24 protein-coding genes are annotated in these 26,116 nt (G+C 68.7%); 16 read left to right on the top strand and 8 right to left on the bottom strand.

The window, feature by feature from the left end:
- Window positions 1–94 precede the first annotated feature (94 nt).
- From MEBOL_RS29685 to MEBOL_RS29670, 4 genes are read left to right on the top strand one after another with little or no spacing between them, the layout of a single operon-like run.
- Window positions 95–820, top strand: coding sequence for an ABC transporter ATP-binding protein (locus MEBOL_RS29685; RefSeq protein WP_095983088.1), 726 nt, complete (start codon window positions 95–97; stop codon window positions 818–820).
- Between the two features lie 27 nt (window positions 821–847).
- A complete protein-coding gene (locus MEBOL_RS29680; protein WP_095980591.1) occupies window positions 848–1,642 on the top strand; it encodes an ABC transporter permease in 795 nt (264 codons plus the stop codon).
- Window positions 1,633–3,222, top strand: coding sequence for a GldG family protein (locus MEBOL_RS29675; RefSeq protein ID WP_342747677.1), 1,590 nt, complete (start codon window positions 1,633–1,635; stop codon window positions 3,220–3,222). Before MEBOL_RS29680 ends, MEBOL_RS29675 begins: the two co-directional genes overlap by 10 nt.
- Entirely contained in the window at window positions 3,219–4,709 is a 1,491-nt protein-coding gene (locus tag MEBOL_RS29670; protein ID WP_095980590.1) for a DUF4340 domain-containing protein, read from the top strand. The genes MEBOL_RS29675 and MEBOL_RS29670 overlap by 4 nt, the downstream gene beginning before the upstream one ends.
- 5 nt (window positions 4,710–4,714) lie before the next feature.
- Here the strand turns inward: MEBOL_RS29670 and MEBOL_RS29665 are convergent, their stop codons facing one another.
- Window positions 4,715–5,419, bottom strand: a complete 705-nt coding sequence (locus MEBOL_RS29665; protein WP_095980589.1) for a metallophosphoesterase family protein — start codon at window positions 5,417–5,419, stop codon at window positions 4,715–4,717.
- Window positions 5,403–6,227 carry a nucleotidyltransferase gene (locus MEBOL_RS29660; RefSeq protein WP_095980588.1) on the bottom strand — a complete coding sequence of 275 codons (825 nt, stop codon included), beginning with the start codon at window positions 6,225–6,227 and terminating at the stop codon, window positions 5,403–5,405. The genes MEBOL_RS29665 and MEBOL_RS29660 overlap by 17 nt, the downstream gene beginning before the upstream one ends.
- Window positions 6,228–6,475: 248 nt before the next feature.
- Here MEBOL_RS29660 and MEBOL_RS29655 point away from each other — a divergent pair, with 248 nt between their 5' ends.
- Genes MEBOL_RS29655 through MEBOL_RS29635 form a run of 5 tightly spaced genes read left to right on the top strand, consistent with a single transcriptional unit; the run spans window position 6,476 to window position 11,359 of the window.
- Window positions 6,476–7,456 (top strand): hypothetical protein, encoded by a 981-nt coding sequence (locus MEBOL_RS29655; RefSeq protein WP_095980587.1) that lies wholly within the window; start codon window positions 6,476–6,478, stop codon window positions 7,454–7,456.
- A 38-nt stretch (window positions 7,457–7,494) separates the two neighbouring features.
- A complete protein-coding gene (locus MEBOL_RS29650) occupies window positions 7,495–8,034 on the top strand; it encodes an RNA polymerase sigma factor (protein ID WP_095980586.1) in 540 nt (179 codons plus the stop codon).
- The gene (locus MEBOL_RS29645) at window positions 8,031–8,783 is read left to right on the top strand and encodes an ACP synthase (RefSeq protein ID WP_095980585.1); all 753 of its coding nucleotides are present in this window, start codon (window positions 8,031–8,033) and stop codon (window positions 8,781–8,783) included. Before MEBOL_RS29650 ends, MEBOL_RS29645 begins: the two co-directional genes overlap by 4 nt.
- Window positions 8,780–10,381 (top strand): caspase family protein, encoded by a 1,602-nt coding sequence (locus MEBOL_RS29640; RefSeq protein WP_245918950.1) that lies wholly within the window; start codon window positions 8,780–8,782, stop codon window positions 10,379–10,381. Before MEBOL_RS29645 ends, MEBOL_RS29640 begins: the two co-directional genes overlap by 4 nt.
- Before the next feature lie 12 nt (window positions 10,382–10,393).
- Window positions 10,394–11,359, top strand: a complete 966-nt coding sequence (locus tag MEBOL_RS29635; RefSeq protein WP_095980584.1) for a hypothetical protein — start codon at window positions 10,394–10,396, stop codon at window positions 11,357–11,359.
- 10 nt (window positions 11,360–11,369) lie between these two features.
- Here the strand turns inward: MEBOL_RS29635 and MEBOL_RS29630 are convergent, their stop codons facing one another.
- The gene (locus tag MEBOL_RS29630) at window positions 11,370–12,809 is read right to left on the bottom strand and encodes a sugar porter family MFS transporter (RefSeq protein ID WP_245920176.1); all 1,440 of its coding nucleotides are present in this window, start codon (window positions 12,807–12,809) and stop codon (window positions 11,370–11,372) included.
- Window positions 12,810–12,868: 59 nt separating this feature from the next.
- A complete protein-coding gene (locus tag MEBOL_RS29625) occupies window positions 12,869–14,230 on the bottom strand; it encodes a sensor histidine kinase (protein WP_095980583.1) in 1,362 nt (453 codons plus the stop codon).
- 179 nt (window positions 14,231–14,409) lie between these two features.
- Here MEBOL_RS29625 and rpoZ point away from each other — a divergent pair, with 179 nt between their 5' ends.
- On the top strand, window positions 14,410–14,652 hold the full coding sequence (gene rpoZ, locus MEBOL_RS29620; RefSeq protein ID WP_095980582.1) for a DNA-directed RNA polymerase subunit omega: 243 nt from the start codon (window positions 14,410–14,412) through the stop codon (window positions 14,650–14,652).
- On the opposite strand, the gene MEBOL_RS29615 is transcribed toward rpoZ, so the two are convergent.
- From MEBOL_RS29615 to MEBOL_RS29605, 3 genes are read right to left on the bottom strand one after another with little or no spacing between them, the layout of a single operon-like run.
- Window positions 14,649–15,128, bottom strand: a complete 480-nt coding sequence (locus MEBOL_RS29615; RefSeq protein WP_095980581.1) for an NUDIX hydrolase — start codon at window positions 15,126–15,128, stop codon at window positions 14,649–14,651. The two genes, rpoZ and MEBOL_RS29615, sit on opposite strands and share 4 nt — an antisense overlap.
- Before the next feature lie 33 nt (window positions 15,129–15,161).
- Window positions 15,162–15,803: a hypothetical protein gene (locus tag MEBOL_RS29610; protein ID WP_095980580.1), complete on the bottom strand. Its 642-nt coding sequence runs from the start codon at window positions 15,801–15,803 to the stop codon at window positions 15,162–15,164.
- A gap of 16 nt (window positions 15,804–15,819) precedes the next feature.
- Window positions 15,820–16,413, bottom strand: a complete 594-nt coding sequence (locus MEBOL_RS29605; protein ID WP_095980579.1) for a hypothetical protein — start codon at window positions 16,411–16,413, stop codon at window positions 15,820–15,822.
- A 406-nt stretch (window positions 16,414–16,819) separates the two neighbouring features.
- Here MEBOL_RS29605 and groES point away from each other — a divergent pair, with 406 nt between their 5' ends.
- The 6 genes from groES to MEBOL_RS29575 all read left to right on the top strand — a co-directional run bounded on the left by groES (window position 16,820) and on the right by MEBOL_RS29575 (window position 22,340).
- Complete coding sequence (gene groES / locus MEBOL_RS29600; protein WP_095980578.1) at window positions 16,820–17,110, top strand: co-chaperone GroES; 291 nt, start codon at window positions 16,820–16,822, stop codon at window positions 17,108–17,110.
- A gap of 58 nt (window positions 17,111–17,168) precedes the next feature.
- Entirely contained in the window at window positions 17,169–18,824 is a 1,656-nt protein-coding gene (gene groL, locus MEBOL_RS29595; protein ID WP_095980577.1) for a chaperonin GroEL, read from the top strand.
- A gap of 146 nt (window positions 18,825–18,970) precedes the next feature.
- Complete coding sequence (gene grxC, locus MEBOL_RS29590; RefSeq protein ID WP_095980576.1) at window positions 18,971–19,228, top strand: glutaredoxin 3; 258 nt, start codon at window positions 18,971–18,973, stop codon at window positions 19,226–19,228.
- Between the two features lie 95 nt (window positions 19,229–19,323).
- On the top strand, window positions 19,324–19,533 hold the full coding sequence (locus tag MEBOL_RS29585) for a hypothetical protein (RefSeq protein WP_095980575.1): 210 nt from the start codon (window positions 19,324–19,326) through the stop codon (window positions 19,531–19,533).
- A gap of 136 nt (window positions 19,534–19,669) precedes the next feature.
- Window positions 19,670–21,082 carry an FHA and sigma-54 interaction domain-containing protein gene (locus MEBOL_RS29580; RefSeq protein ID WP_245918949.1) on the top strand — a complete coding sequence of 471 codons (1,413 nt, stop codon included), beginning with the start codon at window positions 19,670–19,672 and terminating at the stop codon, window positions 21,080–21,082.
- 43 nt (window positions 21,083–21,125) lie between these two features.
- Window positions 21,126–22,340 (top strand): hypothetical protein, encoded by a 1,215-nt coding sequence (locus MEBOL_RS29575; RefSeq protein WP_095980574.1) that lies wholly within the window; start codon window positions 21,126–21,128, stop codon window positions 22,338–22,340.
- A gap of 95 nt (window positions 22,341–22,435) precedes the next feature.
- On the opposite strand, the gene smc is transcribed toward MEBOL_RS29575, so the two are convergent.
- Window positions 22,436–26,035, bottom strand: coding sequence for a chromosome segregation protein SMC (gene smc, locus MEBOL_RS29570; protein ID WP_095980573.1), 3,600 nt, complete (start codon window positions 26,033–26,035; stop codon window positions 22,436–22,438).
- Window positions 26,036–26,116: the final 81 nt, after the last annotated feature.

Here is a 26,116-nt window from a genome sequence, read left to right as displayed (position 1 = left end):
TGGGTGTGTCCGGCAAGACACACTGGAAGCCCTTCATGCACAAGGCCTGCCGCCCTTCCCTTCCCTCCACCCCCCGGAGCCGCTCATGCCTCCCATGATCGAGGTCCGCCAGCTCACCAAGCGCTACCGGGAGCGCGTCGCCGTGGAGCGCCTGGACTTCTCGGTCGCCGAGGGGGAAATCCTGGGATTCCTGGGCCCCAACGGAGCGGGCAAGTCCACCACCATGCGCATCCTCACGGGCGTGTTGCCCCCGTCCGAGGGGAGCGCCCGGGTGGCGGGCTTCGACGTCTTCGAGCAGCCCTTGGAGGTCAAACGGCGCATCGGCTACCTGCCGGAGACGCCGCCGCTGTACCCGGAGATGACGGTGGTGGGCTACCTGCGCTTCGTGGCGCGGCTCAAGCAGTTGCCCGGCCGGGGCCTGAACGCCGAGGTGGAGCGGGTGGGCGGCCTCACCGGCCTGGGCGACGTCATGGGCCGGGTCATCCAGAACCTGTCCAAGGGCTACCAGCAACGCGTGGGCATCGCCCAGGCCCTGCTCGGCTCGCCCCCGGTGCTCATCCTCGACGAGCCCACCGAGGGCCTGGATCCCACCCAGCGCGCCGACATCCGCGGCCTCATCAAGGGGCTCGCGGGCAAGCACACCGTCATCCTCTCCACCCACATCCTCCCGGAGGTGATGATGACGTGCGAGAAGGTCCTCATCCTCCACCAGGGCCACGTGGTGGCCCACGACACGCCTGGCAAGCTCGTGCGCGCGCATGGCGGCAAGGCGGAGAACGTGTCCCTGGAGCAGATCTTCATCAAGCTGACCGCGGCCTGAACTTCCCTCATCCCCCGGAGGCCCCCATTGCGCACCGCCCTGGCGATCGCCCGCAAGGAGCTGTCCATCTACTTCACCACGCCGTGGGCCTACGCCGTCTTCACGGCGATGCAGGCCATCGCGTCCTTCTTCTTCGTCTCGGGCCTGTCCGACTTCCAGCGAGCCCAGGCCCACGCGCGGCAGGCGGGCTGGGAGCAGGTGCCCCCCATGTTCCGCAACCTCACCGACGGGGTGATGGTGCCCTTCTGGAACAGCGTGATGATCATCACCATCTTCGTGGTGCCCTTCCTGTCCATGCGGCTGTTCGCCGAGGAGCGGCGCAACAAGACGTTCGAGTTGTTGATGGCCTCGCCCATCCGGCCCGTGGAGATCGTCCTCGGCAAGTACCTGGGGGGGCTGGGCATCGTCACCGCCACGCTCGGACTCACGCTCATCTTCCCCCTGCTGCTCACGTGGCTGGGCGCGGGTGAGTCCGGCACCGCGATCGAGTGGGGCACGGTGCTGCTCGGCTACGCGGGGCTGCTGCTGTGGGGCGCCACCTGCATGGCCCTGGGCCTGTTCATCTCCGCGCTCACGCAGAGCCAGATGGTGGCCGCGCTGGTGACCTTCGCCGTGCTCCTGCCGTGGATGCTGCTGCGCGGACTCGCCCAGAACACCGAGGAGCCCGTGCGCTCCGTGCTCAACTACATCTCCTTCTCCTCGCAGCTGTCGGGGATGCTCAGCGGCGTGCTGGACTCCCAGACGCCCGTCTTCTTCGTGTCCGTCATCGTGCTCGCGCTGCTGCTCTGCCACCGCGCGGTGGAGTCACGGCGGTGGGCGTGAAAACGGCCAACATCGGAAGGATCCTGGGTGTCTTCGGGCTGTTGCTGCTGCTCTCCAGCCCCTTCACCCTCTTCATCACCTCGGGCTCGCTCACGGTCTTCGCCATCAAGGCGCTGGTGGGCGCGGTGCTCGTGGGCGTGTACTTCGCCACGAACTTCAAGCAGTTCGGCCAGTTCGCCTCGCGGCGCTCCAGCTTCTTCTTCGCCAACTCCGCGCTGACGGTGCTCGCGGTGCTGGGCGCGCTGGTGGCCCTCAACTACCTCGCCCACCAGAAGAACCGGCGCTGGGATCTGACGGAGCGCCAGGTCTTCACCCTGTCGGCCCAGACGCTCGGCACGCTCGCGGGTCTGAGCGAGCCCATCCAGGCCGTGGCCTTCATCCCCCCGGAGCACCCCGCCTACGAGGGGCTGCGCACCACCTTCGAGCGCTACCACCTGGAGGCGCCCGAGCGCTTCGACTACGCCTTCAAGGATCCGCGCCGCCACCCGGACCTGGCGTCGAAGTACCAGCTGCGCGACGGCCAGACCCAGGTGGTGCTCACGCGCGGCGAGGGCGAGCAGCAGGCGCACGTCCTGCTCAACGTCGTCAGCGAGGAGGAGCTCACCAACGCCATCGCCCGGCTCATGAGCGGCCGCGAGCGGCGCGTGTACTTCACGATCGGCCACGGCGAGTGGCCCCTCGACCAGGACGTTTCCCGCCCCGGGCAGAAGGGGCGGACGGTGAGCCTGTCGGAGATGAAGCGGCAGCTCATCCGGGAGGGTTACGCCCCCCGGGAGCTGAACCTCGGGGGAGGCACGAGCGTGCCACCCAACACCTCGCTGGTGGTGATCGCGGGGCCCAAGGCGCCCTTCAGCGCGCCCGAGGTGGAGTCCCTGCGCATCTATCTCGCCGCGGGAGGCAGGCTCATCTACTTCGCCGAGGCCTATGGCGAGTCCGGTCCGGAGATGGCGGGCCTGCTCGCGGCGTATGGCGTGGCGATCGACCCGGGCGTGGTCGCCGACGCGCAGTTCAACGGCGGCAACCCCTATGTCGTGCTGTCGCTCTTCTATAATGATCACGAGCTCGTCAAACCCCTGCGCCAGCGGCAGCTCAACACCGAGTTCCCCACGGCGCGGGGCCTCACCCTGCGGACCGACGTCCTGGCCGCGAACGTGAAACCCCAGGCGGTGGTGCTCACCTCGCCCTTCGGCTGGGTGGAGACGACCCCGGACGACAAGCCCGTCCCCAACGAGAACGAGCGCAAGGGGCAGATTCCCCTGGTCATCGCCAGCACGCGCGACACCCGGGCCGGGCCACTCCGGCGCTCGGACGAAACGCGCTTCGTCGTGGTGGGCGACTCGGAGCTCCTGTTCAACAGCAACTGGGGCCACGAGGGCAACCGCAACCTGGTGATGAACGTGTTCGGCTGGGCGACCCACCAGGACGACAAGATCACCATCCGTCCCCCGGACCGGGCCACCTCCTCCTTCCCCCTGGACGCGGCACTGCTCGGCCGCATCCGCTTCATCTCCACCGATGTGCTGCCCCTGTCGCTGCTCGGCGTGGGCCTGGCCATCTGGCTCGCGAGGCGCAATCAGTGAACTCCCGACAGAAGAACGTCGTCTCCATGCTGGCCGCCGTGGGAGTGGCCGTGGCACTCGGCCTCTACGCGTACCTCGAGGGAAAGGACTCCGCGCGGAGGGAGCCCAAGCCCGAGGCGCCCACCGCGCTCCTCGACGTCCAGTCCCCCGACGCGGGCACCGGGAGCACCCCCCGGGTGCCGCCCGTCATCACCTGGATCTCCCTGGACGTGCCCCAGGGCAAGACGGTGATGGAGCGGCAAGCGGCGGGCTGGCGCATCACCTCGCCGCGACCCGGCCCGGCGGACCGGCTCCTGGTGGACACGCTGGCGCGGGATCTCGCCGAGGCGAAGTTCAAGGAGGCCCTGGAGCAGAACCCCACCGACGAGGACCTGGTGCGCTACGGCTTGAAACCGCCCCGCGCCACCGTGATGGCCCGGGCCTATGTGCCGGACGCCCAGGGCGGCGGCGCCGAGGATCCCTCGCGCCAGCACACGTTCACCTTCCACGTGGGCGCGAGCAACAACTTCGATGGCTCCCTCTACGTCCAGCGCGAGGGCGACCCGCGCGTGTACCAGGCCCATGGCGCGCTGCGCCTGGCGCTCTTCAAGAACACCGACGGGTGGAGGGATCCGCGGGTGTTCCCCGTGGAGGAGCGCTCGCTGATCCGCATCGAGGTGAAGGCGCGCAAGAACCACTACACCCTGGAGCGGCTCACCACCGACAGACCCTGGGAATTGGTGCGGCCGGTGGAGATGCCGGCGGCCCTCAAGCGGGTGGAGCAGCTGGTGTCGGACATCCACGACCGCGTGGCCCTCGGCTTCCCGGATGAGCAACTGGAGCCCCAGGTGCGCAAGGCGTTGGAGAAGCCCCAGGTGGAGCTGAGCTTCGTGCCCACCATGGGAGAGGCCATCCGCGCGCGCATCGCGGAGGTCGAGGTGAAGGGCCACCGGCTGGTGTTCGCGCTGAGGGAGGCGCCCGGAGAGCCCGTGCTGGCCCAGGTGGACTCCTCCTTGTTCAACGCCGTCGATCTGTCGCCGCTGGAGTTCAAGAGCCGTCAGGCGCTCTCGGTCCCACTCGGCGCGGTGGCCCGCATCGCCGTCCACCCCCCGGGCGGTGGCGAGCCCATCGTCCTGGAGACGTCGATGGATTCGAACCGCTGGGAAGTGGTGTCCCCCATGCCGGGCCGGGCGAGGCAGTTCACGGTGGCCTCCCTGTTGGGCTCCCTCCAGAAGCTGGAGGCGGAGACCCGGGTGGACTCCAACCCCAGGAACTGGTCGCGCTATGGCATCACCAACACGTCCGCGGGTGTGTCGCTGATGGACACCTCGGGCACGGTGATCGCCCGTCTATGGGTGGGCGCGCCGGTGCCGGGCAAGCCCCAGCGCGTCTGGGGCCGGGGCTCGTCCGAGGACGTGCTGGAGCTGAACAAGCAGACGATCGACAGCCTGCCCCTGACCCTCGAGGCGCTGCTGGAGCGCGCGCCCGCCGCCACCGGCACGCCCTGAAAGGGCTACACCTCGAGCAGCAGGAAGCGCTGGTCGGGGTGCAGCCGGGTCATGAGGGGCATCGCCACGTTGTAGACGGGGATGCCGCCCTTCGTCTTCGCCACGGGCGAGCCATGGTGGGCGTGGCCATGGAAGACGGCCTCCGCGCCATAGTGGTCCACGGGCATCGCCAGGCGGCTGGTGCCCAGGAAGGGGCGGATCTCCAGGTTCTCGCCCTCCAGCGTCTCCGGCACGGGGGCGTAGTGCATGATCACCACCTTCTTCGGGGTGTCCAGGTGGCTGAGCGCCGCCTCGAGCTTGAGGGACTCGTGCACCGCCTCCTGCACGAAGGCCTTCGTCTGGCCCTCGCCGAAGGACTGCAACGTGGCGTTGCCAAACCCGCCCGAGAAGCCCTTCACGCCCGCCACGCCCAGCACCTTCTCGAAGATGAAGTGATCGCCGTCCAGCATGTGCACGCCCGCGCGCGACAGCTCTCCGCAGATCTCCTTGGCCAGGTTGTGCTCGTAGTCGTGATTGCCGAGCACCGCCACCGCCGGCACCCGCAGGGCCGACAGCTCCTCGGCGAGCACCTTGCCCTCCTCCACCATGCCGCGATCCGTCAGGTCGCCACAGAGCACCAGCATGTCCGACTCCGCGTTCACCTGCTTGACGAGCTGCCGGAAGCGGCCGTGCTGATCCTCGCGGCAGTGCAGATCACCGACCGCCGCCAAACGGATTTTCGAGCTCGCATCCCGTGCCACGTGCCGCTCCCTTCTCTCGCTGCTGCTCGTCCCAGGACTTGCCGTCCCCGTAGCCCCAGTGGTTGATGTCCACCATGTAGTTGACCTTGGAGATGAGCGTGCCGCGGCACAGTCGCTCGCCCCAGTTGCCCTCCTTGAGCGTGTCGAGCGTGCGCGACATGAGCTCCGTCATCAGCCACGTGGGCACCAGGTCCCGCTCACAGGGGTAGGCGAAGCGGAACATCATCAGGTGGCTGAGCAGCACTTCCCAGTACCGGTCGAAGCGGCGCAGCAGGCGCACCCAGTCCATCCCATGCCCCATCTTGAGGATGAGGTGGTTGATGTCCGCGCCGTCATAGCGCTCGCGCTCGGTGACGAAGGCCTTGGACCAGATGGTCTCCTCGGCCGGGGACACCAGACACTCGTGGCCGAACACCGGCGCCTTGCGCGCGTGCTCGAACCACTCGTCGTCCACCGTGGCCACGCCATTGCCCGAGGAGAAGATGAAGTCCACGAAGTAGTCGCCCCGCCAGGCCTTGTAGAGCCACGCCTCGTCGGTGCGCTCGGTGCGCCAGCCGTCCTTCTCCAAGACCTTGAGCGCCAACTGGGCGTCGTGCTTGCGGGGGAACAGGTCCAGGTCCTTCGTGTCCCGGTAGATGCCTGTATAGGTGGAGTAGGCGTAGGCGCCTCCGACCAGGAAGGGCACGCCGGCGTCCAATAGGACCTCGACGGCACGGCCTCGGGCGTTGATTTCCTCGGGGTGGCGCTGTCGCTCGGCGAGCGAGGCGTCGATTCCCATCTCACCTGGATGATTGGAGTCTCGCTTTTCCATTTCCATGTGGGGAAAGTAGGAACGGGACTTATTGGCGCCCCAACCCCGGCCAAGTCCGCTCGGAGAGCAGTCAGGCCAGCCTCCAAGGACTTGAAATTCCTGCGCTTTTACTTATCCGCACGGTCCTTTTTCTGTTTTCGAGCCCTGCCGTGTCCTTCCAGCGAACGACCCGCGCGGCCATGACGGCCGGCGGGCCATCCGAGGGGAAGAGACACATGACGACGCGCAAGAACCTGCTGTTGGCCGCACTGGTGCTCACGGGTTGTGGCCGCATGGACGCCGAGACCCAGTTCCGCTCCGCCCTGCCCACGCAGGAGATGGTGGAGGTGGGAGAGCCCCAGCGGAAGGGCCAGGCCCTCGTGTCCGATGAGGGCGTCCAGCCCCTCGAGAAGGACAAGACGAGCGAGCTCTACCAGCTCACCCGCGGCACCACGGCGTTCATCAACGGCTCCACGCTGTCCACCCTCGCGCTGCTGAACCGGGTGACGAAGCACACCCCCACCACCCTCACCGACGACACCGCGGTGTGGGGTCCCTACACCGAGGCGCTGGCGCGCAACGCCTGGCGGCTCACGGTGAAGAAGACGGGCGAGAACACCTACAGCTTCGCGCTCGCGGGCAAGAACAAGCAGGCGGCGGACGCGGCCTTCACGGACGTGCTCACCGGCACGCATACCCCCGTGTTGGACGAGGCGGGTGAGGTGATGCAGGGCTTCGGCCGGGGCGAGATGGTGATCGACTCGGATCGGCTCAAGAACCTGCAGGAGATCGACTCCGGCGAGGGTGCCCTGAACGTCCAGTACGCCCGCCCGGACAGCACCAGCCCCGTCACGGTGGACGCGCGGTTCCGCCTGGGCAACGGCGACAAGAGCCGGGAGGCCGACTACCACTTCAGCGCCGTGCGCGGCCAGGGCGGCGAGTTCGACTTCAAGATGCAGCAGGACCTGTACAAGCCGGCCGGCGCCTCCTCCCTGATGGAGAACATCACCATCAAGAGCCGCTGGACGGAGACGGGGGCGGGCCGCTCGGACGTCAAGCTGTCGGGCGGAGACCTGGCGGGTGAGGCCACCCTCAACGAGTGCTGGAACAGCGACTTCGCCAGCGTCTACCTGAGCGCCAGCTACGATCCCCGGGTGGGCTACGGCACCGAGGCCACCGACTGCGTCTTCACCCCGGCCGTCTACTCGTCGTTGTAAGCTCGGCCCCCCCACCCCCACGGAGAGACGAGGAGTTCGTGGCAGGAACGACCCAACCCGCCCTGAAGGTCATTGCTGGAGGCCAGAAGGACCGGCGCGTCTTCCTGCGCGAGCTGTACACGGCGTACGGCGGCAGCGTGTACGGACGCTGCCGCTACCTGCTCAAGGACGCCACCAAGGCCGAGGACGCGGCCCAGGAAGTCTTCGCCCGTGTCCTGCAGCAGCCGGACTCCTTGCGCGTGGAGGGCTCGCCCCTCGCGTGGTTGATGAAGATCACCACGAACCACTGCCTCAACCAGTTGCGCGCGGAGCGGGCACCCTGGCGGCGCTGGTTCGAGCGGGACGCACGGGCCCGGCCCGAGGGAGACCGGGGCGAGCAGGTGCTGGAGACCCGGGAGTTGGTGCGCTCGCTGCTGTCGCGCGTGGACGTGGAGACCCAGGCGGCGGTGGTGCACTACTGGGTGGATGGAATGACGTTGGAAGAGGTGGCGGCGTTGCTGGGGCGCTCGGTGCCCACGGTGCGCAAACGGCTGGAGAGCTTCGCCGCCCTGACGAACGAGGAGCTGAAGGTCCCATGAGCGCGCATCTGACGGAATGGACGGTGAGGCGGTTGCGCGCCGGGGAGTTGACCGGCGCGGACGAGCAGCAAGCCCGGGCCCACGTGGCCACCTGCACCCCGTGCGCGCAAGTGCTCCAGGAACTCGAGGCGGAACAGGCGCGCTTCGAGGCGCAGGTGCCCTTCGAGCGCTTCGTGGCCGGAGTCCAGGGCGCCGTGGCCGACGCCAAGAAGAGACCCGATCAGCCGCGCGTCAACGGCTTCCTGGTGGCGGTGGCGGCCACGGTGCTGCTCGCGGTGACGGTGCGTCCCCTACTCGCGACGGAGCCCATCAACCGGCTCAAGGGAGGAGGCGCCTCGGCGGATCTGCGCATCGGCGGTGGGGGTCCCCAGCGCTCCGTGCAGCCGGGAGACATCGAGGTGCTCCTGCCAGGAGAGCGGGCGCGCCTGGGGTACGTGGCGGGGCCCTACCACTTCGTCCTGGCGGTCTCGGTGGATGACGCGGGCGAGTTCTCCACCCTCTACGCGCAGGAGGACCGAAGCCTGCCGGTGGAGCCAAGCGCCGAGCGGCGCTGGCTGCCCGAGAGCCTGGAGTTCACCGGCAAGGGCCAGGAGCGGGTGATGGTGTTGCTCTCCGACGAGCCCCTGCGGGTGGACGCGGTGCGGGAAGCGGTGTTGGGGGCGTGGGAGCGCGCGGGAGGCAAGCTCCCCGCGATGACGACGCTGGGAATACAGGGCGAGGAGATCCACTGGCTCCTGCGCAAGCCATGAGGCGGGCGTGGGCCCTCGGGTGGTGGCTCCTCCTGTGCCTGGGGTGGGCGGGAACCACCGAGGCCGGGCCCCTGCGCCGCTTCGCCCTGGTGGCCGGCAACGACGAGGGGGGCGCGGACACCCGGCCCCTGCGCTTCGCGACGGAGGACGCACGCAAGCTGCACACCCTCCTGCTGCGGCTCGGCGGCGTGGCCTCCGGAGACGCGCGGCTGTTGCTGGACGCGGCGCCGGACGACTTCCTGCGAACGCTCGCCCTGTTGGAGCAGGAGTCCGCGGCGGCACGCGCCCGGGGCGAGCGCACCGAACTGCTCGTCTACTACTCGGGACACGCGAAGGATGGCGCGCTGCGCATGGGTGGAGAGACGTTGGACCTGGACACGCTCAAGCACCGGCTGGCGGCGGCGCCCGCGGACGTGCGCATCGCCATCCTGGATGCCTGCCGCTCCGGGCGGCTCACGCGCACCAAGGGCGTGCGGCGGGCCCCGGCCTTCGCCATCGACGCGGGCACGGGCCGCGAGGCACGAGGGCTCGTGCTGCTCACCTCCAGCGCGGCGGACGAGGACTCCCAGGAGTCGGACCTGCTGGGAGGCAGCTATTTCACCCACCACCTGCTCAGCGGGCTGATGGGAGACGCGGACCGCTCGGGCGATGGGCAGGTGACGCTCTTCGAGGCCTACTCCCATGCCTACGCGCGCACGGTGGCGGACACCGCGGACAGCGGCGCCGGGCCCCAGCACCCCACGTTCAGCTACGACCTGGCCGGCAACGGAGACGTGGTGCTCACGGATCTGCGAGGCCTCGACGAGGGCCTGCTCGTGCCTCGCTCCGCGCCGCCGGGGGCCTACTACTTCGTGAATGGCGCGGGGCTCGTGGTGGCGGAGATGGACAAGGCCGCGGACGCCGAGCGCCGCCTCGCCCTCGCCCCGGGCTTCTACTCGGTGAAGCGGCGGATGCCGGACCGGCTGCGCATCGGCCAGGCCGAGGTGCGGCGCGGAAGCACCACCGTGCTCGACGAGTCCCGGTTCCGCGACGCGCCCTTCTCGGATGATCCAGTCAAGGGCGTGGCGCCCCTGCCCCGCCCCCGGCGCACGTACTGGACGCTCGGCCTCAACGGCGGCTACCACTCCTTCCTCGACGCGCCCACCCGCGAGAGCCTCTTCCTGTCCACGCCCCTGGTGGGCCTGGAAGGAGGCCTGTTCCACTACTTCCGCGAGGACTGGCGCTGGGACGTGGATGTGTCCCTGGGCACGCGCCAGGCCACGCTGGAGCTGCCCACGCTCTCGGGACCGCGCTACCGCTACACCTTGTTGACCGTGGGCACCTCGCTGGTGGCCGAGTGGCCCCAGGGCCGGTGGAGCCCCTTCCTGGGCGCGCGTCTGGCCTACCTCGTCGCGCGCCGGAACTTCGAGGACACGAGCCTGCCGGATCAGTTCTACGCGGTGTTCACGCCCGGACTGGTGGCGGGTCTGCGCGTGCGGCTGGCGGACCGCGTCGAACTCACCGGACGCGCCCGCGTCCATTACCTCCTCTACAACGTCGATGAGCGGCGCTCCCTGGGCTATTGGGAGCTCGGGGCGCTCGTGACCTACCGACTCTGACGGGAGCACGTGATGCGAACCTGCTGGCTGTCCCTGCTGGGCCTGCTCGCCACCGCGTGCGGCGGCAACTTCTCCAACGACGACCTCGAATTCCTCAACGCCCTGCCCGTGCGCGCGGAGCTGACCGCCAAGCTCCCGAAGCGGGAGGGCGCCGCGGGGATCGGAAGCGCGCTCCCCTTGGAGGTCCGCCCGTTCGCGGACACGCCCGTCGCCGAGGGAGACCCATCCACCCTCTACGAGGACACCCATCAGGCCTCGGAGCGGTTCAACACGGCGCTCGATGGGCTCCTGTCGACGTTGGAGAAGATCCGCGCCCAGAACCCCACGACGCGCGCGCCGGACATGCGCGAGTGGGGCCCCGTGGAGGATTCGGAGCATCCCGGTCACCTGGTGCGCTTCGTGATGACGCGGCAGGACGGGCGCTTCGCGTACCAGCTCCAGTTCCGCCCCCGCGGCCGGGACGAATGGTGGTCCTTCGTGGAGGGCACCTTCGAGGCGAACGGCGGCCTGCGGCGGGGAACGGGGACGGTGAGCATCCAGCTCGCCGCGGCGCGCGCACACGGCTTCGACATGGGGAGCTTCGCGGGCTACAAGCGGTTGGACGTCGCCTATCAGACGCGGGCCCCTCCCATGAGCGTGGAGGTGGAGTTCATCCCGGTCGCGGCGCGAGCGTCGTTGCGCTACACGTACCGGGAGGCGCACGGTGGTCTCGGGGAGATGACCTTCCTCCTCGAGGACACCGCCATCCTCCCGGGCAACAAGCGGGCGGACCTGTTCATCGTCAGCCGGTGGACGAGCGACCGGGACGGCATGGCGCGCGCGATGGCGACGGGCGGCAACGTCCCGGCGGATCTCGACGCCACCCAGGTGGAGTGCTGGGACGCCCGCTTCCGGGTCACCTACTTCAAGCGCGGCTGGGAGACGGCCGAGGTGGGCAACGCCGCCGCCTGTCCGGACGTGTCGGCGCTCGATCCATGAGGGCGGCCGCTCACATGTCCTCCAGCTCGCGGCCCCGGGTCTCCCGGATGAAGAAGATCACGAAGAAGAGCGAGCCCAGCGCGGAGGCGGTGTACAGCCCGTAGGCGAGCCCGAGGCTCAGCGTGCGCAACGCGGGGAAGGTGGCGGAGACGAGGAAGTTGGCCACCCACTGCGCGGACCCCGCGAGCGCCAGGGCATGGGCACGGATGCGGTTGTTGAACATCTCCCCGAGCAGCACCCACACCACCGGGCCCCACGACATGCCGAAGCAGAAGACGTAGAGGTTCGCGGCGAACAGGGCGACCGTGCCCGCCGCGCCTTGCAGCACGGGATTTCCCGAGGCATCGAGCGGGGCCGAGCCGAACACGAAGGACAGCACCCCGAGCGTGAGCGCCATGCCCACCGAGCCCACGATGAGCAGGGGCTTGCGTCCAAAGCGGTCCACCGTGGCGATGGCGATGAAGGTGGTGACGATGTTGGTGACGCTGGTGATGACGGTGATGGCCAGCGAGTCCTTCTCGGAGAACCCCACCGCCTGCCAGAGGATGCTCGAGTAATAGAAGATGACGTTGATGCCCACGAACTGCTGGAACACCGACAGCGCGATGCCGATCCACACGATGGGCAGCAGCCCGAAGCGCCCGCGCAGATCCTTGAACCGGCCCGACGCCTCGGTGGAGATCGTCCGGCGGATCTCCCCCATCTTCGCCTCCGCGCCGCGGCCCAGGATGGTGCGCAGCACGGTGAGCGCCTTGGCGTCGTGCTTCTTGGCGACGAGGTAGCGCGGGGACTCGGGAATCATGAGCGCGCCCACGCCATAGAAGATGGCGATGGGCAGCTCGGACAGGAGCATCCAGCGCCACGCGGGCAGACCGAACCAGTAGGGGCTCTCCGCGGAACCGGCCTGGGTGGCGATGAAGTAGTCCACGAGCAGCGCCGAGAAGATGCCCGTCACGATCGCCAGTTGTTGCAGCGACCCGAGCCGTCCCCGGAGGTGGGCCGGAGCGATCTCCGCGATGTAGGCCGGAGCGATGACGCTGGCGATGCCCACCGCGATGCCGCCCACCAGGCGCCACAGGCTCAAGTCCACGAGCCCGAAGGCGAGGCCCGAGCCCACGGTGCTCACGGCGAAGAGCACCGCGGCCACCACCATCACCCGGACGCGGCCCAGGCGGTCCGCGAGCTCTCCGCCGACGAACGCCCCCACGGCCGAGCCGATGAGCGCCGCGGACACCGCCAGTCCAATGGCCGTGTCTCCCGCCTGGAACACGGACGCCAGGGCCCCCACGGCGCCATTGATGACGGACGTATCGAACCCAAACAAGAAGCCGCCCAGGGCGGCCACCGACGAGATGAGAACGACCTTCGAGACCGAGCCTTCATCGGCCATCGCGCCTTCGCGCACCCGCGCCATCCACTCCTCCCAGTTGACGGGGCTCATCATCCGCACGCCGGACAACCCGTCATCTCCATCCGTACCCAGGTGTTGTCCGGTGGAAACAACTCCCGTCAGGCCGTTCCCAGGACATGTGCCCGCGCGGACAGGAGCTCGGAGGGAATGGGGAGGCTGATGCGCAGGCGCGCCCCGCCCTCGGCGCGGTTGCTGGCCGTGAGCGTTCCGCCGAACTGAACCACCAGCTCGCGCGACAGGTTCAGGCCCAGGCCCGTGCCCTTGTCGGGGCCCTTGGTCGTGAAGAAGGCCTCGAAGAGCCGGGGCAGCACGTGGGGAGCGAAGCCCGGACCATTGTCCTCGACGAGCAGCACCACGCAGGCGTCCTCGGCCCGGCCCGTCACCCGCACCTCGGCGCCCTGCACGCCATGCGCGTCCAGGACGTCCGCGGCATTGACCAGCAGGTTGAGCACCACCTGCACCAGCCGCTGCCTCACCGCGATGACGGGTGGCAGAGTCGCGGGCACGTCCACCCGCAGCCACGCCACGTGCTTGAGCTTCAACGAGGCGAGCTTCATCGCGTCGGCCACCACGTCCGCCAGGCAGCACTCGACGCTCTCGTGGGTGTCCATGCGGGAGAACCCCTTGAGGTCCGAGACGATCTGCTGGATGTGCTGCACGCCCACGCGGGTCTCCGAAAGCACCTCGGCCAGCGCCTCGCGATCCACCTCCACCGACGCCAGGAGCTCCTCGCGCACGAAGTCCACGTTGGAGCCCACGTAGGCCAGGGGGTTGTTGATTTCATGCGCCACGCCCGACGCCAGCCGACCCACGATGGCCAGCTTCTCCGACTGGGCCCGGCGGTGCTCGCTCAAGGCCAGCGCCTCCAGGGCCTCGCGCCGGGAGCGCTCGATGCGCACCTGCTGCTCGGCCTGATGCACGTAGAGCGCCTGACGGCAGAGCACATCCGCCAAGGCCCCGACGCCCACCATGATCATCAACCAGGTGGCGCCCTCGATGAAGGGCCGGTGGGAGAGCAGCACGAGCACCCACGTGCCCAGACTTCCCATCACGCCACTCACGAAGGTGGCCCTCCGGTTCTGCCCGAACAACAGGGCGATGCTCAGCGGCATGATGGGCAGCACGAGGACAAAGGGGCTGTCGAGTCCGCCCATCTCATGCACCAGCCCGATGATGCAGCCGCTGCTGACGACGAGCGACACATACTGCACCCCACGTCCCACCCGGGTGGAAGGGCGCGCGTGCAGCTCGCGCATGATCAACAGGCTGGCCAGCACCAGGAGCCGGTAGACCAGCGCCATGGGACGGATGTGGCCGAGGTAGAGCCAGTCCAACCCCACCGAGCCGAACAGGAGCGCCGAGATGCCCCAGACCGACTGATTGCTCCAAAAAGCATGGGGCTTGCGAGACCCGGGGGATGTGGGGTGATTTCCAGAAGGACGAAGCGGGGAAGTGATCATGCGCGCGGGGATCAGCCGTTTCTGGGAAGTCTCTGGAATCTAAGAAAACACTAGCACACGGCGGACAGGCGCCGCGTCTCCCGCCCGATGGGCGGGCACGTCCTTCCTTGACTCGGTGGAGGGCGCTCTCTAGGTTGGGTTTCTTTCCCCGCGTTCTTCCGCGATAGGATTTCTGAACCATGGCTCGCGTCACAGTCGAAGACTGCCTCCCCCTGGTCGACAACCGCTTCGCGCTCGTGCTGCTGGCGGCCAAGCGCGCCCGTCAGCTCATGGCCGGCGCCCGCCCCATCATCGACATCTCCAAGAACAAGCCGCCCGTGCTCTCGCTGCGGGAGGTGGCCACGGGCCGGGTGAAGTTCGACCGGGACGTGCGCGAGGCGCTCACCGGCAAGTACTCCGCCAAGGACGCCAAGGAGCTCTAGTCTCCGGTGCCCTCTGGCTTCTGTCCGGAGGGGACGAGGACGGTCCCCGCGCGCAGCAGCATCCTGGCCGCGCGCGCGGCGATGGCCTTCTCACCCTTGTAGCCCAGCAGCGCCGATGCCCGCACGAGCGGCACCCAGCGGGCCTCGTCCACCTCGATCCGCTGTCCCTCGTGCTGGATGTCACCCAGCACCCCTGACTGGTAGCGGAAGAGGAAGAAGTGGACGCGCTTGAAGATGCGCTGGCCACGGAACTGGTAGACGTAGCGGATCTCCCCCAGGGGCGCGACGAGCGTGGCCCGCAGGCCCGTCTCCTCCCACACCTCGCGCGTGGCGGTTTGCTCGGGCGACTCACCCGGATCCACATGCCCCTTGGGCAATGCCCACAGGGAGCGGCCGTGAGGCCGGATCACGGCCACCTCCAGCTCACCTCCCTGCTCTCGGATGACGATTCCTCCAGCGGAGGCCTCTCGGGGCATGCGCCCACCGTACCCGATGCGCGCGCCCCGCGGTCAGGAGACTTGCGCGAAGTGGCGCAGCTTGGCTTGCGCACCCAATCGGTAGGCGTAGCGCAGCTCCGACAGCAGCCGTTCGAGCCGCCGCCCGGCGACATGGCCCATCAGCCGGGTGCAGAAGTTGCGCGACAGGCGGTTGGCCTCCTGGTAGCGCCAGCGCTCCGCCTCGGTCAGCCGGGCCCGGTAGGACACCCGCTCGAAGAGCTTCCCGATCAGCTCCCGCGCCCACCCCTCCACCCCCGTCCCCCAGCGCTGCAACAGGCACAGGGCGAACTTGTCCACCTCCGCCTGCGCCTCCAGCTCCAACAAGGACACGGTGCGCTCTTGTAAGGCCGTCTGCGCCATATAGACGAAGTGGGAGACGCCCTCGGCGAGCTGGCAGAAGCCGTCCAGCTCCCCATCCAGCAGGGCGTGCACCGGGGCGCTCTCGTAGGGCCGCAGCCGGGAGAGCAACGCGGGGGCCAGATAGAGGGCGAGTTCCACCTCCCCTTCTCCCTCGCGAACGAGCAGTTCCTCCTCGAGTCCTCCGGAGGAGCCCAGGAGCACGGCCGCCTCGGTGTCCACCAGGAAGCCCTCCGCCCGGGCCTCGCAGGTGAAACCGTAGATGGCCTCCAGGTGGGCCTGAACGCGGGCGATCATGCGTCGCGCTCCCGGTTCAGTTCGCCAACCCCTTGGGCACCACCAGCCCCGCGTCCACGAGCACCCGCTGCAGCTTGTCATTGCCCGTGCGGACCCAGGTTTCGTACACCTTGAGCGCGCCCGAGGGGCCATTGCGCACGAGCCCCCGCGCGGCGATCTCCTCGAGCACGTCCACCAGGGCGCGGAAGCGCGCGCTCAGCTCCCGGTAGACGGAGGCGAAGCCCGCGCCGGGCGCCAGCTCCGCCACCTGGCCATAGGCCGCCCCACCCATCTGGATGTAGTAGTCCTGTCCCACGGGCCCCTCGCGCAGCGACCCGGAGAAGAAGCCCGCCTTGTAGAGCGACACGTCGCCCAGGCGCCGCAGGGTGCGGATGCGCTCGTCCCGCTGCTGCTGGAGCGAGCGGTGGTAGAGCATGGCCAGCGGCTCCTGCTCGGCGCGCCCGTCGTCTCCCTTGCTGAACAGCTTGTCGGACGAGGCGAATTCGGCCAGCAGGTTCACCAGGTAGAACTCGGTGCTCTGCCCGACGGCGACCTGCTGCCGGCGGATGGCCTCCTCCAGGAGGGTCTTGAAGAACTCCTTCAACGAAGGGGACGTCACCAGTTGACTCATGGACGAAGCTCCTCCCGGCTCCCCTCCAGGAATCCACCACGGAGGAGCCACCCCCAAAGATATCAATGGCCCCCCTTGTGCCGCAAAGCGGCATCCAGTCATTCCGGGCACTTACGCTGGCACTCGCGCCCCGGGACTGCCAGAAATGGAACGGACCGCCGCGCGCCCGCGCCAGGATGTGCATTCCTGGACAAAACCTAAAACCTGAATGGTGGCGGGGGGTTGCATCGTTTCGAGCCCCCACGACGGGCTCGCTTGACGGGTCGACTTCGCTGGTTATTATCCCGCGCGCTTGGCTGTTGGCACTCACGTGGTGCGAGTGCCAATCGCCTGGGCCCAGCAGCCCTTTTCCCAAACCCCCGGGTGCACCGAGCAACCAGGGCACCCCCTCTCGAGGAGACCGACCATGAAGATTCGTCCCCTGCAGGATCGTCTGATCATCAAGCGCGTGGCCGAGGAGAACAAGACCAAGGGCGGTCTGTTCATCCCCGACACCGCCAAGGAGAAGCCGCTCGAGGGCAAGGTCATCGCCGTCGGCAACGGCAAGGTGCTCGAGGACGGCAAGGTGCGCGCCATGGACATCAAGGCCGGCGACAGCATCCTCTTCAGCAAGTACGCGGGCACGGAGATCAAGATCGACGGCGAGGAGCACCTCATCCTGCGTGAGGAGGATGTGCTCGGCGTGATCGAGCAGTAACTCCCGCCTCACACCTCTCCGTTATTCCCCTACCCCCCTTTTCAAGGACACACAGAACATGGCGAAGGACATTCTTTTCGACGTCCGCGCGCGCGAATCCATCCTGCGCGGCGTGAACATCCTGGCCGACGCGGTCAAGGTCACCCTCGGGCCCAAGGGCCGCAACGTGGTGATCGAGAAGTCGTTCGGCTCCCCCACCATCACCAAGGACGGTGTGACGGTGGCCAAGGAGATCGAGCTGGAGAACAAGTTCGAGAACATGGGCGCCCAGATGGTCAAGGAGGTCGCCTCCAAGACCTCCGACGTGGCCGGTGACGGCACCACGACGGCCACCGTGCTGGCGCAGGCCATCTTCCGCGAGGGCGCGAAGCTGGTGGCCGCCGGTCACAACCCCATGGACATCAAGCGCGGCATCGACAAGGCCGTGGCCGCCATCACCGCCGAGCTGAAGAACCTGGCCAAGCCCACCAAGGACAAGAAGGAAATCGCCCAGGTGGGCACCATCTCCGCCAACGGAGACACCACCATCGGGCAGATCATCGCCGACGCGATGGAGAAGGTGGGCAAGGAGGGCGTCATCACGGTGGAGGAGGCCAAGGGTCTCGACACCAACCTGGACGTGGTCGAGGGCATGCAGTTCGACCGCGGCTACCTGTCGCCCTACTTCGTGACGGATCCGGAGCGCATGGAGGTCGTCCTCAACGACGTCCTCATCCTCATCAACGAGAAGAAGATCTCCTCGATGAAGGACCTGCTGCCCATCCTCGAGCAGGTCGCCCGCTCGGGTAAGCCCCTGCTCATCATCGCCGAGGACATCGAGGGCGAGGCCCTGGCCACGCTCGTGGTGAACAAGATCCGCGGCGTGCTCAACGTGGCGGCCGTGAAGGCCCCTGGCTTCGGCGACCGCCGCAAGGCCATGCTCGAGGACATCGCCACCCTGACGGGCGGCAAGATGATCGCCGAGGACCTGGGCATCAAGCTGGACACGCTCCAGCTGACGGACCTGGGCCGCGCCAAGCGCATCACCATCGACAAGGACAACACCACCATCGTCGACGGTGCCGGTCAGCAGAACGAGATCGAGGCGCGCGTGAAGCAGATCCGCGCCCAGATCGAGGAGACCTCGAGCGACTACGATCGCGAGAAGCTCCAGGAGCGGCTGGCCAAGCTGGTGGGCGGCGTGGCCGTCATCAACGTGGGCGCCGCCACCGAGACCGAGATGAAGGAGAAGAAGGCTCGCGTGGAGGACGCCCTCAACGCGACCCGCGCGGCCGTCGAGGAGGGTGTGGTCCCCGGCGGTGGCGTGGCCCTGCTGCGCTGCTCCAAGGTGCTCGACGGCGTCAAGGTCGAGGCCGGTGAGAAGTTCGGCGTGGACATCATCCGCCGCGCCGTGGAGGAGCCGCTGCGCCAGATCGTCGCCAACGGCGGCCTCGAGGGCAGCGTCATCGTCAACAAGGTCAAGGAGGGCACGGGCGCCTACGGCTTCAACGCCGCCACGAGCACCTACGAGGACCTGCTGGCCGCGGGCGTGATCGACCCGGCCAAGGTGAGCCGCACCGCGCTGCAGAACGCGGCGTCGGTCGCCTCCCTGATGCTCACCACCGAGGCGATGGTGGCCGAGCGTCCCAAGGAGGAGAAGGACCTGCCCGCCGGCGGTGGCGGCGGCATGGGTGGCATGGGCGGCATGGGTGGCATGGGCGGCATGGGGATGTAGTCGTCCCCGGGCACCGTTCGCCCCACGGCCCCTGGTTCCCTCGTGGAGCCAGGGGCCGTTCGCGTTTCGGGCCTCTCCGCTCACTCACCCATGGCGGAGTCCACGCGCCCCCATTACCCTTCGCGGACATACCCGAGGAGGACCGCGTGAAACCCGTGAAGATCTACACCACCACCTACTGTGGCTACTGCGTCCGGGCCAAGGATCTGCTCAAGCGCAAGGGCGTGTCCTACGAGGAAGTGGACGTGACTGGTGACGACACCGCACGCGCGAAACTGGTGGAGATGAGCGGCGGACAGCGCACCGTGCCGCAGATCTTCATCGGCGACACCCACGTCGGCGGCTACACGGACCTGGCTCAGCTGGATCGGGACAAGAAGCTCGACTCCATGCTCCAGGCCTGACGGCCAGGTCAGCAGGCGGCCGTCCTCCCCGGGCGGGCGGCCATCCTCTCCCATGCACAGCTTTCCAGGAAGAGAAGGCACTCTCATGGAGGTGGATGATGGCAGAGCAGGAACGAAAGGCCCCGGGCAGCACCGAGGAGAAGCAGACCCCGAGCCGTGAGGCGGGCGCGAAGACGGAGAAACACTCCTCACCTGGCGCTCCCACCAATGCCCAGGTGAAGTCGGGAGGTAACGAGGAGGATGACCTCGTGGACGAGCAGTCCAAGGAGTCCTTCCCGTCCAGCGACGCGCCCAGCAACTACTGACCGCGGCGCCTCGAGCCACCGGATCACCCGTCCCACACCGACGCTCTGGTGACGACGGGCATCACAAAGGCTTGCTCCCTTGGGAGCGCCCCCGTAAACAGGGGAACTCCGGAGACACGGGCGGAGTGACCCGCCCATGCTCCGGGCGGGAGGCTCCAAGCCGATGATCAACGACAAGTCCGAGGCCACGTTGACCGTGCAGGTCGGAGAAGGCCTTCCGACCCGCATCCAGGTGCGTGAGTGGACGGTGGAAGTGGTGGGCGGCCCGGACAAGGGCAAGAAGGTCACCACCCAGGACGCGCTGCTGCGCGTGGGCTCGGACTCGGCGAGCGACCTGGTGCTGACGGATCCCACGGTGAGCCGCCGGCACGTGGAGCTGGAGCGCACCTCGCAAGGCATCCTCCTCAAGGACCTGGGCAGCCGCAATGGCACCTTCCTGGATGGACACCAGGTGATGCAGGTGCTGCTGCAGTCCGGCGACAAGGTGCTGCTGGGCAAGACGAAGCTCGTCATCAAGCAGGCCGCGCGCGCCACCGAGGTGGAGGTGTCGGGCGGAGCGGATGCCTTCGGCTCGCTGGTGGGCACCGCGGAGAAGACGCGAATCGTCTTCGCGCAGCTGCGCGGTATCGCCCGCGAGGACATGAACCTGCTCATCGAGGGCGAGACGGGTACCGGCAAGGAGCTCGCCGCGCGCGCCGTGCACCAGCACTCGATGCGCCGTCACGGCCCCTTCAAGGTCGTGGACTGCAACCTCATCACCGAGGAGAAGGCCGAGCGCGAGCTGTTCGGCGGCCTGCGCGCGGAGCAGGACGGGGACAAGAGCGCCAAGGGCGTCTTCGAGGCCGCCCAGGGCGGCACCCTCTTCCTCGACGAGGTGGGCGAGCTCCCGCTGTCCCTGCAGCCCAAGCTGCTGCGGGTGCTGGAGTCGCGCGAGGTGCCCTCGCTGACGGGCGCGCCCATCTCCGTGGACGTGCGCGTCATCGCCTCCACGCACCGCAACCTGGAAGAGGACGTGCGCCAGGGCCGCTTCCGGGCGGACCTCTACTTCCGGCTGGCCGTGGCGCGTGTGCGCCTGCCGCCCCTGCGCACCCGGCGCGAGGACATCCCCGTGCTGGCCCAGTCCCTGCTGCGCGGCATCAAGTCCTCCTTCGAGCTCACCCCCCAGACGCTCGCCCTCTTCGAGGGCTATGACTGGCCGGGCAACGTGCGCGAGCTGCGCAACGTGCTCGAGCGGGGCGCGCTCATGCAGGAAACGGGCAATGCGAGCTGGCTGGACTTCATGGCCCAGAACAAGAGCCGCCCCGAGGGCCAGCAGCCCACCACCAGCGTGGCCGCGCTCGTGACGAACATGCCCTACCACGAGGCCAAGGATCGCGTGGTGGCCGACTTCGAGCGGCTCTACTTCGCCGAGGTCATGCGCGTGTCCAACTTCGACATGGCGACGGCCGAGCAGCACACGGGCCTGTCCATGCAAAGCCTCTACCGTTTGTTGAAGAAAAACGGCCTGCGCTTGAAGGATCTCAAGAACGCCGAGGGACTTGATAAATGAGGCCTCCGTTGTCCTTCCCCAACGGAAACGGAGAACCCCTTCCATGATGAGCCGTCTCGCCATCACTTCCCTCCTCGCCGCCGCGGCCGCTGGCTGCGCCGGTCAGCAGCAAGCCCAAACTGGAGGCGCCCCCATCTCCAAGGAGGAGCGGCTGCGCATCACCAACCAGTCCCCCTTCGACGTGGCGGTGTGCAAGACCCAGGCACCCGCCCTGTCGCAGCCCGCCAACCAGGGCATCCTCGTGGGCGCGCTGCTCGCCTCCCGTCCCCAGGTGATGGAGTGCCTGGTGGACCCGAAGAGCCGTGGCACCGCCGAGACCACGCGGCTGGTCGTGAAGACCACCGTGAACGAGCAGGGGGGCTCGCACGTCATCTCCGGTGAGAACCTCACGCCCGAGGGCATCGCGTGCGTGCAGAAGCTGGTGGACACGCGCGTGCCGCTCACCCCCCTGGCCAAGGGCGCCGCGCCGGTGGAGTCCGAGAGCACCTTCGTCCACGAGGCGGGCAACAGCCCCAGCGTGCGCTTCGGCCTCAACCCGGGCTCGGACTTCTCGGGCAACGTGCGGCTCGCGCAGGCCCAGTGGTGTGACTGCTACGCGGGCTATGAGACCAAGGCGCCCCCCACGCTGCGCGCCAACGTGGACCTGAAGAAGGCGTCGGCCACCGCGGCCGACATCACCTTCGATTCCGTCGGAACGCCCGAGGGAGACCAGCTCGCCGCGTGCCTCAAGGGCAAGATGATGGCGGTGCCGGTGAAGCTGGAGGTGGACGAGCTCAAGTTCCCCTACCGCTTCGTCCACTTCAACTCGCACGCCACCGAGCCCGCCGCGGACCTGACGCCCGAGCTGCGGCTGCTGCAGCTGGACCTGGTGCGCAACCAGCGCTCCGCCGACGCCGCCATCGCCTTCGGCAACCGCGCCAACGCCGCCGAGGCCTATGACGCCATCGTGGCGAAGTACCAGAAGACCAAGGACTGGAAGCTCATCGACGAGCTCAAGAGCAAGTGCAGGACGCTCGTCGACTCCGCCCAGGCGTGGGTGAACTCCATCGAGTCCCAGCGCCAGGTGGACCAGAGCACCGTGGACCTCGCCCGCGAGCTCAAGGCCAAGGACGCGGCCTGGGGTGACCTCGAGGCGAAGACCCAGGAGATCATCGCCGTCACCCAGCAGGACCTGGACACCGCCAAGCAGCGTCTCGCCGCGGACCAGGGCGCCTGCCCCAAGGAGACCACGGAAGCGGCTCCCAAGAAGAAGAAGTAGGCCCGAGCGGCCGAGGGCCCTGAAGCACCGAAGGCGCGGCACCTGGAACCCAGGAGCCGCGCCTTCTTCACATCCAGCTCCCGGGCGCCGCGCGCCTACGCGACGCTGGTGTTGTCGTTGGCCGCCGTGGCCTCGCGCAGCCGCACGCTCACCAGCTTGGAGATGCCGGGCTCCTCCATCGTCACGCCGTAGAGGGTGTCCGCCACTTCCATGGTGCGCTTGTTGTGGGTGATGAGGATGAACTGCGACTGCTTGCTCATCTCCTTCACCATGTCGTTGTAGCGGCCCACGTTGCCCTCATCCAGCGGGGCGTCGACCTCGTCCAGGAGGCAGAAGGGCGTGGGTTTGATGAGGAAGATGGCGAAGATGAGCGCCACGGCCGTGAGCGCCTTCTCGCCGCCGGACAGCAGGTTCATGCTCTGCAGCTTCTTGCCGGGCGGCTGGGCGACGATCTCCACGCCCGGCTCCGCGCCCGGCCCTTCCTGGGTGAGCACGAGGCTCGCCCGGCCACCGCCGAACAGGCGCGGGAAGATGGCCTGGAACTTCTCGTTGACGACGTCGAACGTCTGCTTGAAGCGGTCCCGGCTCGACGCGTCGATGCGCCGGATGGCCTCGTGCAGCTTCTCGATGGACTCCGTCAGGTCCTTCTTCTGCGCCAGCAGGAACGCCGAGCGCTGGGTGAGGTCCGCGTGCTCGTCGATGGCGGTGAGGTTGATCTCCCCCATCTTCTCCACCTGCGCGCGCAGCTCCTTGAGCTCCTGCTCCGCCTCCTCGCTGAGCGACGGCAGCAGGTGGTAGTGGTGCACCTCGTCGGCCAGCTCCAGGCCGTGGCGCTCGCGCACGCCCGCCACCAGGTGCTCCAGCTCCAGGACGATTTCCCGCTCGCGCAGCGTCATCTGGGAGAGGCCCTGGGTGAGCCCGTCCAGCGTCGTGCGCAGCTCGCGCAGCCCGTTCTCCTGCTCGCGCACCTCGCCCGTGGCCGTGGCGTGGGCCGAGCGCCGGCCCTCCAGTCCCTGGGAGGCGCCGTACAGCTCCTCGGCCTTCTGCGCGCGCGCGGCCTCCGTCTCGCCGATGCGGCGGTTGAACTCCGCCACCCGCGAGGCCCCGTCGCGCACCGTGGACTCCAGCTTGCGCACCCGGCTGGCCATCTCTTCCTTCTGGGCCAGCAGGCTCTCCAGCTCCTTGCGCGCCGACTCTCCGCGCTCGCCCCCGGCGGCCACCTTCACCTTGAGGCTGGTGAGATTGGCCGAGGCCGTCTCCGCCCGCTGCTTGAGCGACTCCAGCTCGCCGAGCAGTTGTTTGACGCGCTCCTCCCGCGCCTCGCGGTCCGCCTGGCCATGGGCCACCTCGCCCCGGCTGTTCTCCTCCTCGTGCGCCAGCCCCTCGTGCATGTGCACGAGCTGGGACTCGTCCGCGTCCAGGGCCCGGAGCCGATCGCGCACGCGCGCCAGGTCCTCGCTCGCCTTGTGAAGGTCCTTCTCCTGGTGGGCGAGGCTCAGCTCCTCGGCGTGCTGGTTCTTCGCCAGCCCGCGCAGCACGTCCTCGGTGTCCCCCATCTGCTTCTGCAGGGTGTAGTGCCGGGTGAGAATCTCGTTGTAGCGCTCCTCCACCCGGGCCACCTCGATGGCCAGCTCGGCGATCTCCCGCTTCTTCTGCAGGGCGCCCACGGCGGCGCCCTCGCGCTCACCGCCGGTGAGGGTGCCGTCGGGGCGGAACACCTCGCCATCCAGGGTGACGAGCGTCCACGTGGCGCCCTCGGCCTCGGCGCAGGCCCGGGCACTCGCCAGGTCCTCCACGATGACCACGTCCCCGAGCAGCAGCCGCACCACGGGCCGGAGCGCGTCCTCGCACGTCACCTCGTCGAGGGCGCGCGCGAGCATTCCGGGGCGGGACATGTCCGGCTGGACCTCGGCCGGCACGCGCTCGGGGGCGGGCACGGGCAGGAAGCTGCCCCGGCCCTCGGCGGCGTCCTTGAGGTACTCCACCAGCTCCACGCCCTTGGCGCGGCTCTCCACGACGACGTGCTGCAACCGCTCGCCCAGCACGGCCTCCACGGCGCGCTCGTAGCGCGGCGTGGTGGAGAGCACGTCCGCCACGAGGCCGAAGATGCCCTGGGTGCGCGCGTCCTCGCCCGCGCGCACCATCACCGCGCGCACGCCCCGGTCAAAGCCCTCGTAGTCCTTCTGCAGCGCCTCCAGCGAGGCGAGCCGGCTGCGCTTGTCGCTCAGCTCCTCGCGCAGGCCGATGACCTGGACCTCGTTCTCCGTGAAGGCCTGGCGGGTGAGCCGCAGGGCCTCCTCTTCCTGGCCCCGGCGCTCGGCGATCTCCAGGGACAGATGGCGGCTGCCCTCCAGCCGGCGGGCCACCGTCTGGCGCGCGTCCTCGAGCTGCGTCTCCTGGGCGCGAAGGGCGTCCGCCTCGGTGCGGTTGCGGGCGCGCCGGGCCTCCAGGTCCGTCTTCTGACGGGCGAGGTTGACGAGGTTGCTCTCGTGGTTGGCGAGGCGGCTGGCCACGGTGACGAGCGCGGCGCGCTCCTGCTCGAGCCGCAGGGAGATCTCCCCCTGCAGCTGGCTCACCCGGCGCAGCTCCTCCTGCGCCACCTTCATGGAGACCTCGTCCTCCTTCCACGAGCCGGCGATGGAGCTGAGCTCCGCCTCGCGGGAGGCCATGGTCTCGGCCACCTCGGCCTGACGGGCCTTGAGGGCGTGGAGCTCCACCTCGGACTGGCCCACCCGCGCGCTCGTCTCCTCCAGATCCTTGCGCCAGTAGGCCAGGTCCTGGTCCGCGCGCTGCACGGCGCTCTCCAGGGTGTGCACGTCGGCGGAGAGCTTCTGCAGTGTCTGGGCCTCGGTCTCCAGCTCCGCGCGGCGCTGGGCGATGGCCTCTTCCAGGGCGCGCATCTTGTCCAGGCCCTCGCGCTCCTCGCCCCCGAGGCTGCCCAGGCGCTCCTGGAGCTGCTTGGCCTCGGCGTGCAGGCCCAGGTAGCGGTGCGAGGCGGAGTGCAGCTCGATCTCGCGCATGCGCGTCTTGAGCTTCTTGTACTTCTCGGCCTTCTTGGCCTGGCGCGACAGGCTCTCCAGACGGCGCTCCAGCTCCCCGGTGACGTCCGTGACGCGCAGGAGGTTGGCCTGGGTGGCCTCCAGCTTGCGCTCGGCGGCCTTGCGGCGCGACTTGTACTTGGTGACGCCCGCGGCCTCCTCGATGAGGTGGCGCCGGTCCTCCGGCTTGCTGGAGACGATGAGGCCCACACGGCCCTGCTCGATGATGGAGTAGGCCTTGGTGCCCACGCCCGTGCCGAGGAACAGCTCGGTGATGTCCAGCAGGCGGCACGTCGTCTTGTTGATGAGGTACTCGGACTCGCCGTTGCGGAAGAGCCGGCGGGTGACGGTCACCTCGGGGATGCCGCCGAGGTGCGCGGGCATCGTGTCCGTCTCATCCACGTGGAAGGTGAGCGACACCTCGGCCATGGACAGCGGCGGCTTGGACTCCGAGCCGTTGAAGATGACGTCCTCCATGCCGCGGCCGCGCAGGTTCTTGGCGCTCTGCTCGCCCATCACCCAGCGGATGGAGTCCACCACGTTCGATTTGCCACAGCCATTGGGGCCGACGATGCCCGTGACGCCTTCATCGAAGGTGAAGACGCTGCGATCCATGAACGACTTGAATCCGGTGATGTCCAGGCGCTTGATTCGCATGGGAAAACGGGCTCCCGAAAGGTGTACCGGCAGGGCGGGAAAGCGGCTCCGAGGCCGAAAAATCGGCTCCGGAGCGATTGG

Origin of the sequence: Melittangium boletus DSM 14713 (assembly GCF_002305855.1) — a bacterium.
GTDB classification, from domain to species: domain Bacteria; phylum Myxococcota; class Myxococcia; order Myxococcales; family Myxococcaceae; genus Cystobacter; species Cystobacter boletus.
Note: the sequence above shows the minus strand (reverse complement) of the source record. Positions and strands in the feature narration are given on the sequence as shown.

Excerpts from the sequence above, each read along its gene's own strand:
- MEBOL_RS29645 (WP_095980585.1), top strand. The coding sequence starts at position 8,031 with ATGAGCGCGCATCTGACGGAATGGACGGTGAGGCGGTTGCGCGCCGGG.
- MEBOL_RS29660 (WP_095980588.1), bottom strand. The coding sequence starts at position 6,227 with ATGGGAATCGACGCCTCGCTCGCCGAGCGACAGCGCCACCCCGAGGAA.
- MEBOL_RS29685 (WP_095983088.1), top strand. The coding sequence starts at position 95 with ATGATCGAGGTCCGCCAGCTCACCAAGCGCTACCGGGAGCGCGTCGCC.
- smc (WP_095980573.1), bottom strand. The coding sequence starts at position 26,035 with ATGCGAATCAAGCGCCTGGACATCACCGGATTCAAGTCGTTCATGGAT.
- MEBOL_RS29610 (WP_095980580.1), bottom strand. The coding sequence starts at position 15,803 with ATGATCGCCCGCGTTCAGGCCCACCTGGAGGCCATCTACGGTTTCACC.
- MEBOL_RS29605 (WP_095980579.1), bottom strand. The coding sequence starts at position 16,413 with ATGAGTCAACTGGTGACGTCCCCTTCGTTGAAGGAGTTCTTCAAGACC.
- groL (WP_095980577.1), top strand. The coding sequence starts at position 17,169 with ATGGCGAAGGACATTCTTTTCGACGTCCGCGCGCGCGAATCCATCCTG.
- MEBOL_RS29580 (WP_245918949.1), top strand. The coding sequence starts at position 19,670 with ATGCTCCGGGCGGGAGGCTCCAAGCCGATGATCAACGACAAGTCCGAG.
- rpoZ (WP_095980582.1), top strand. The coding sequence starts at position 14,410 with ATGGCTCGCGTCACAGTCGAAGACTGCCTCCCCCTGGTCGACAACCGC.
- MEBOL_RS29585 (WP_095980575.1), top strand. The coding sequence starts at position 19,324 with ATGATGGCAGAGCAGGAACGAAAGGCCCCGGGCAGCACCGAGGAGAAG.
- MEBOL_RS29640 (WP_245918950.1), top strand. The coding sequence starts at position 8,780 with ATGAGGCGGGCGTGGGCCCTCGGGTGGTGGCTCCTCCTGTGCCTGGGG.
- MEBOL_RS29625 (WP_095980583.1), bottom strand. The coding sequence starts at position 14,230 with ATGATCACTTCCCCGCTTCGTCCTTCTGGAAATCACCCCACATCCCCC.
- MEBOL_RS29575 (WP_095980574.1), top strand. The coding sequence starts at position 21,126 with ATGATGAGCCGTCTCGCCATCACTTCCCTCCTCGCCGCCGCGGCCGCT.
- MEBOL_RS29635 (WP_095980584.1), top strand. The coding sequence starts at position 10,394 with ATGCGAACCTGCTGGCTGTCCCTGCTGGGCCTGCTCGCCACCGCGTGC.
- MEBOL_RS29655 (WP_095980587.1), top strand. The coding sequence starts at position 6,476 with ATGACGACGCGCAAGAACCTGCTGTTGGCCGCACTGGTGCTCACGGGT.
- MEBOL_RS29615 (WP_095980581.1), bottom strand. The coding sequence starts at position 15,128 with ATGCCCCGAGAGGCCTCCGCTGGAGGAATCGTCATCCGAGAGCAGGGA.
- groES (WP_095980578.1), top strand. The coding sequence starts at position 16,820 with ATGAAGATTCGTCCCCTGCAGGATCGTCTGATCATCAAGCGCGTGGCC.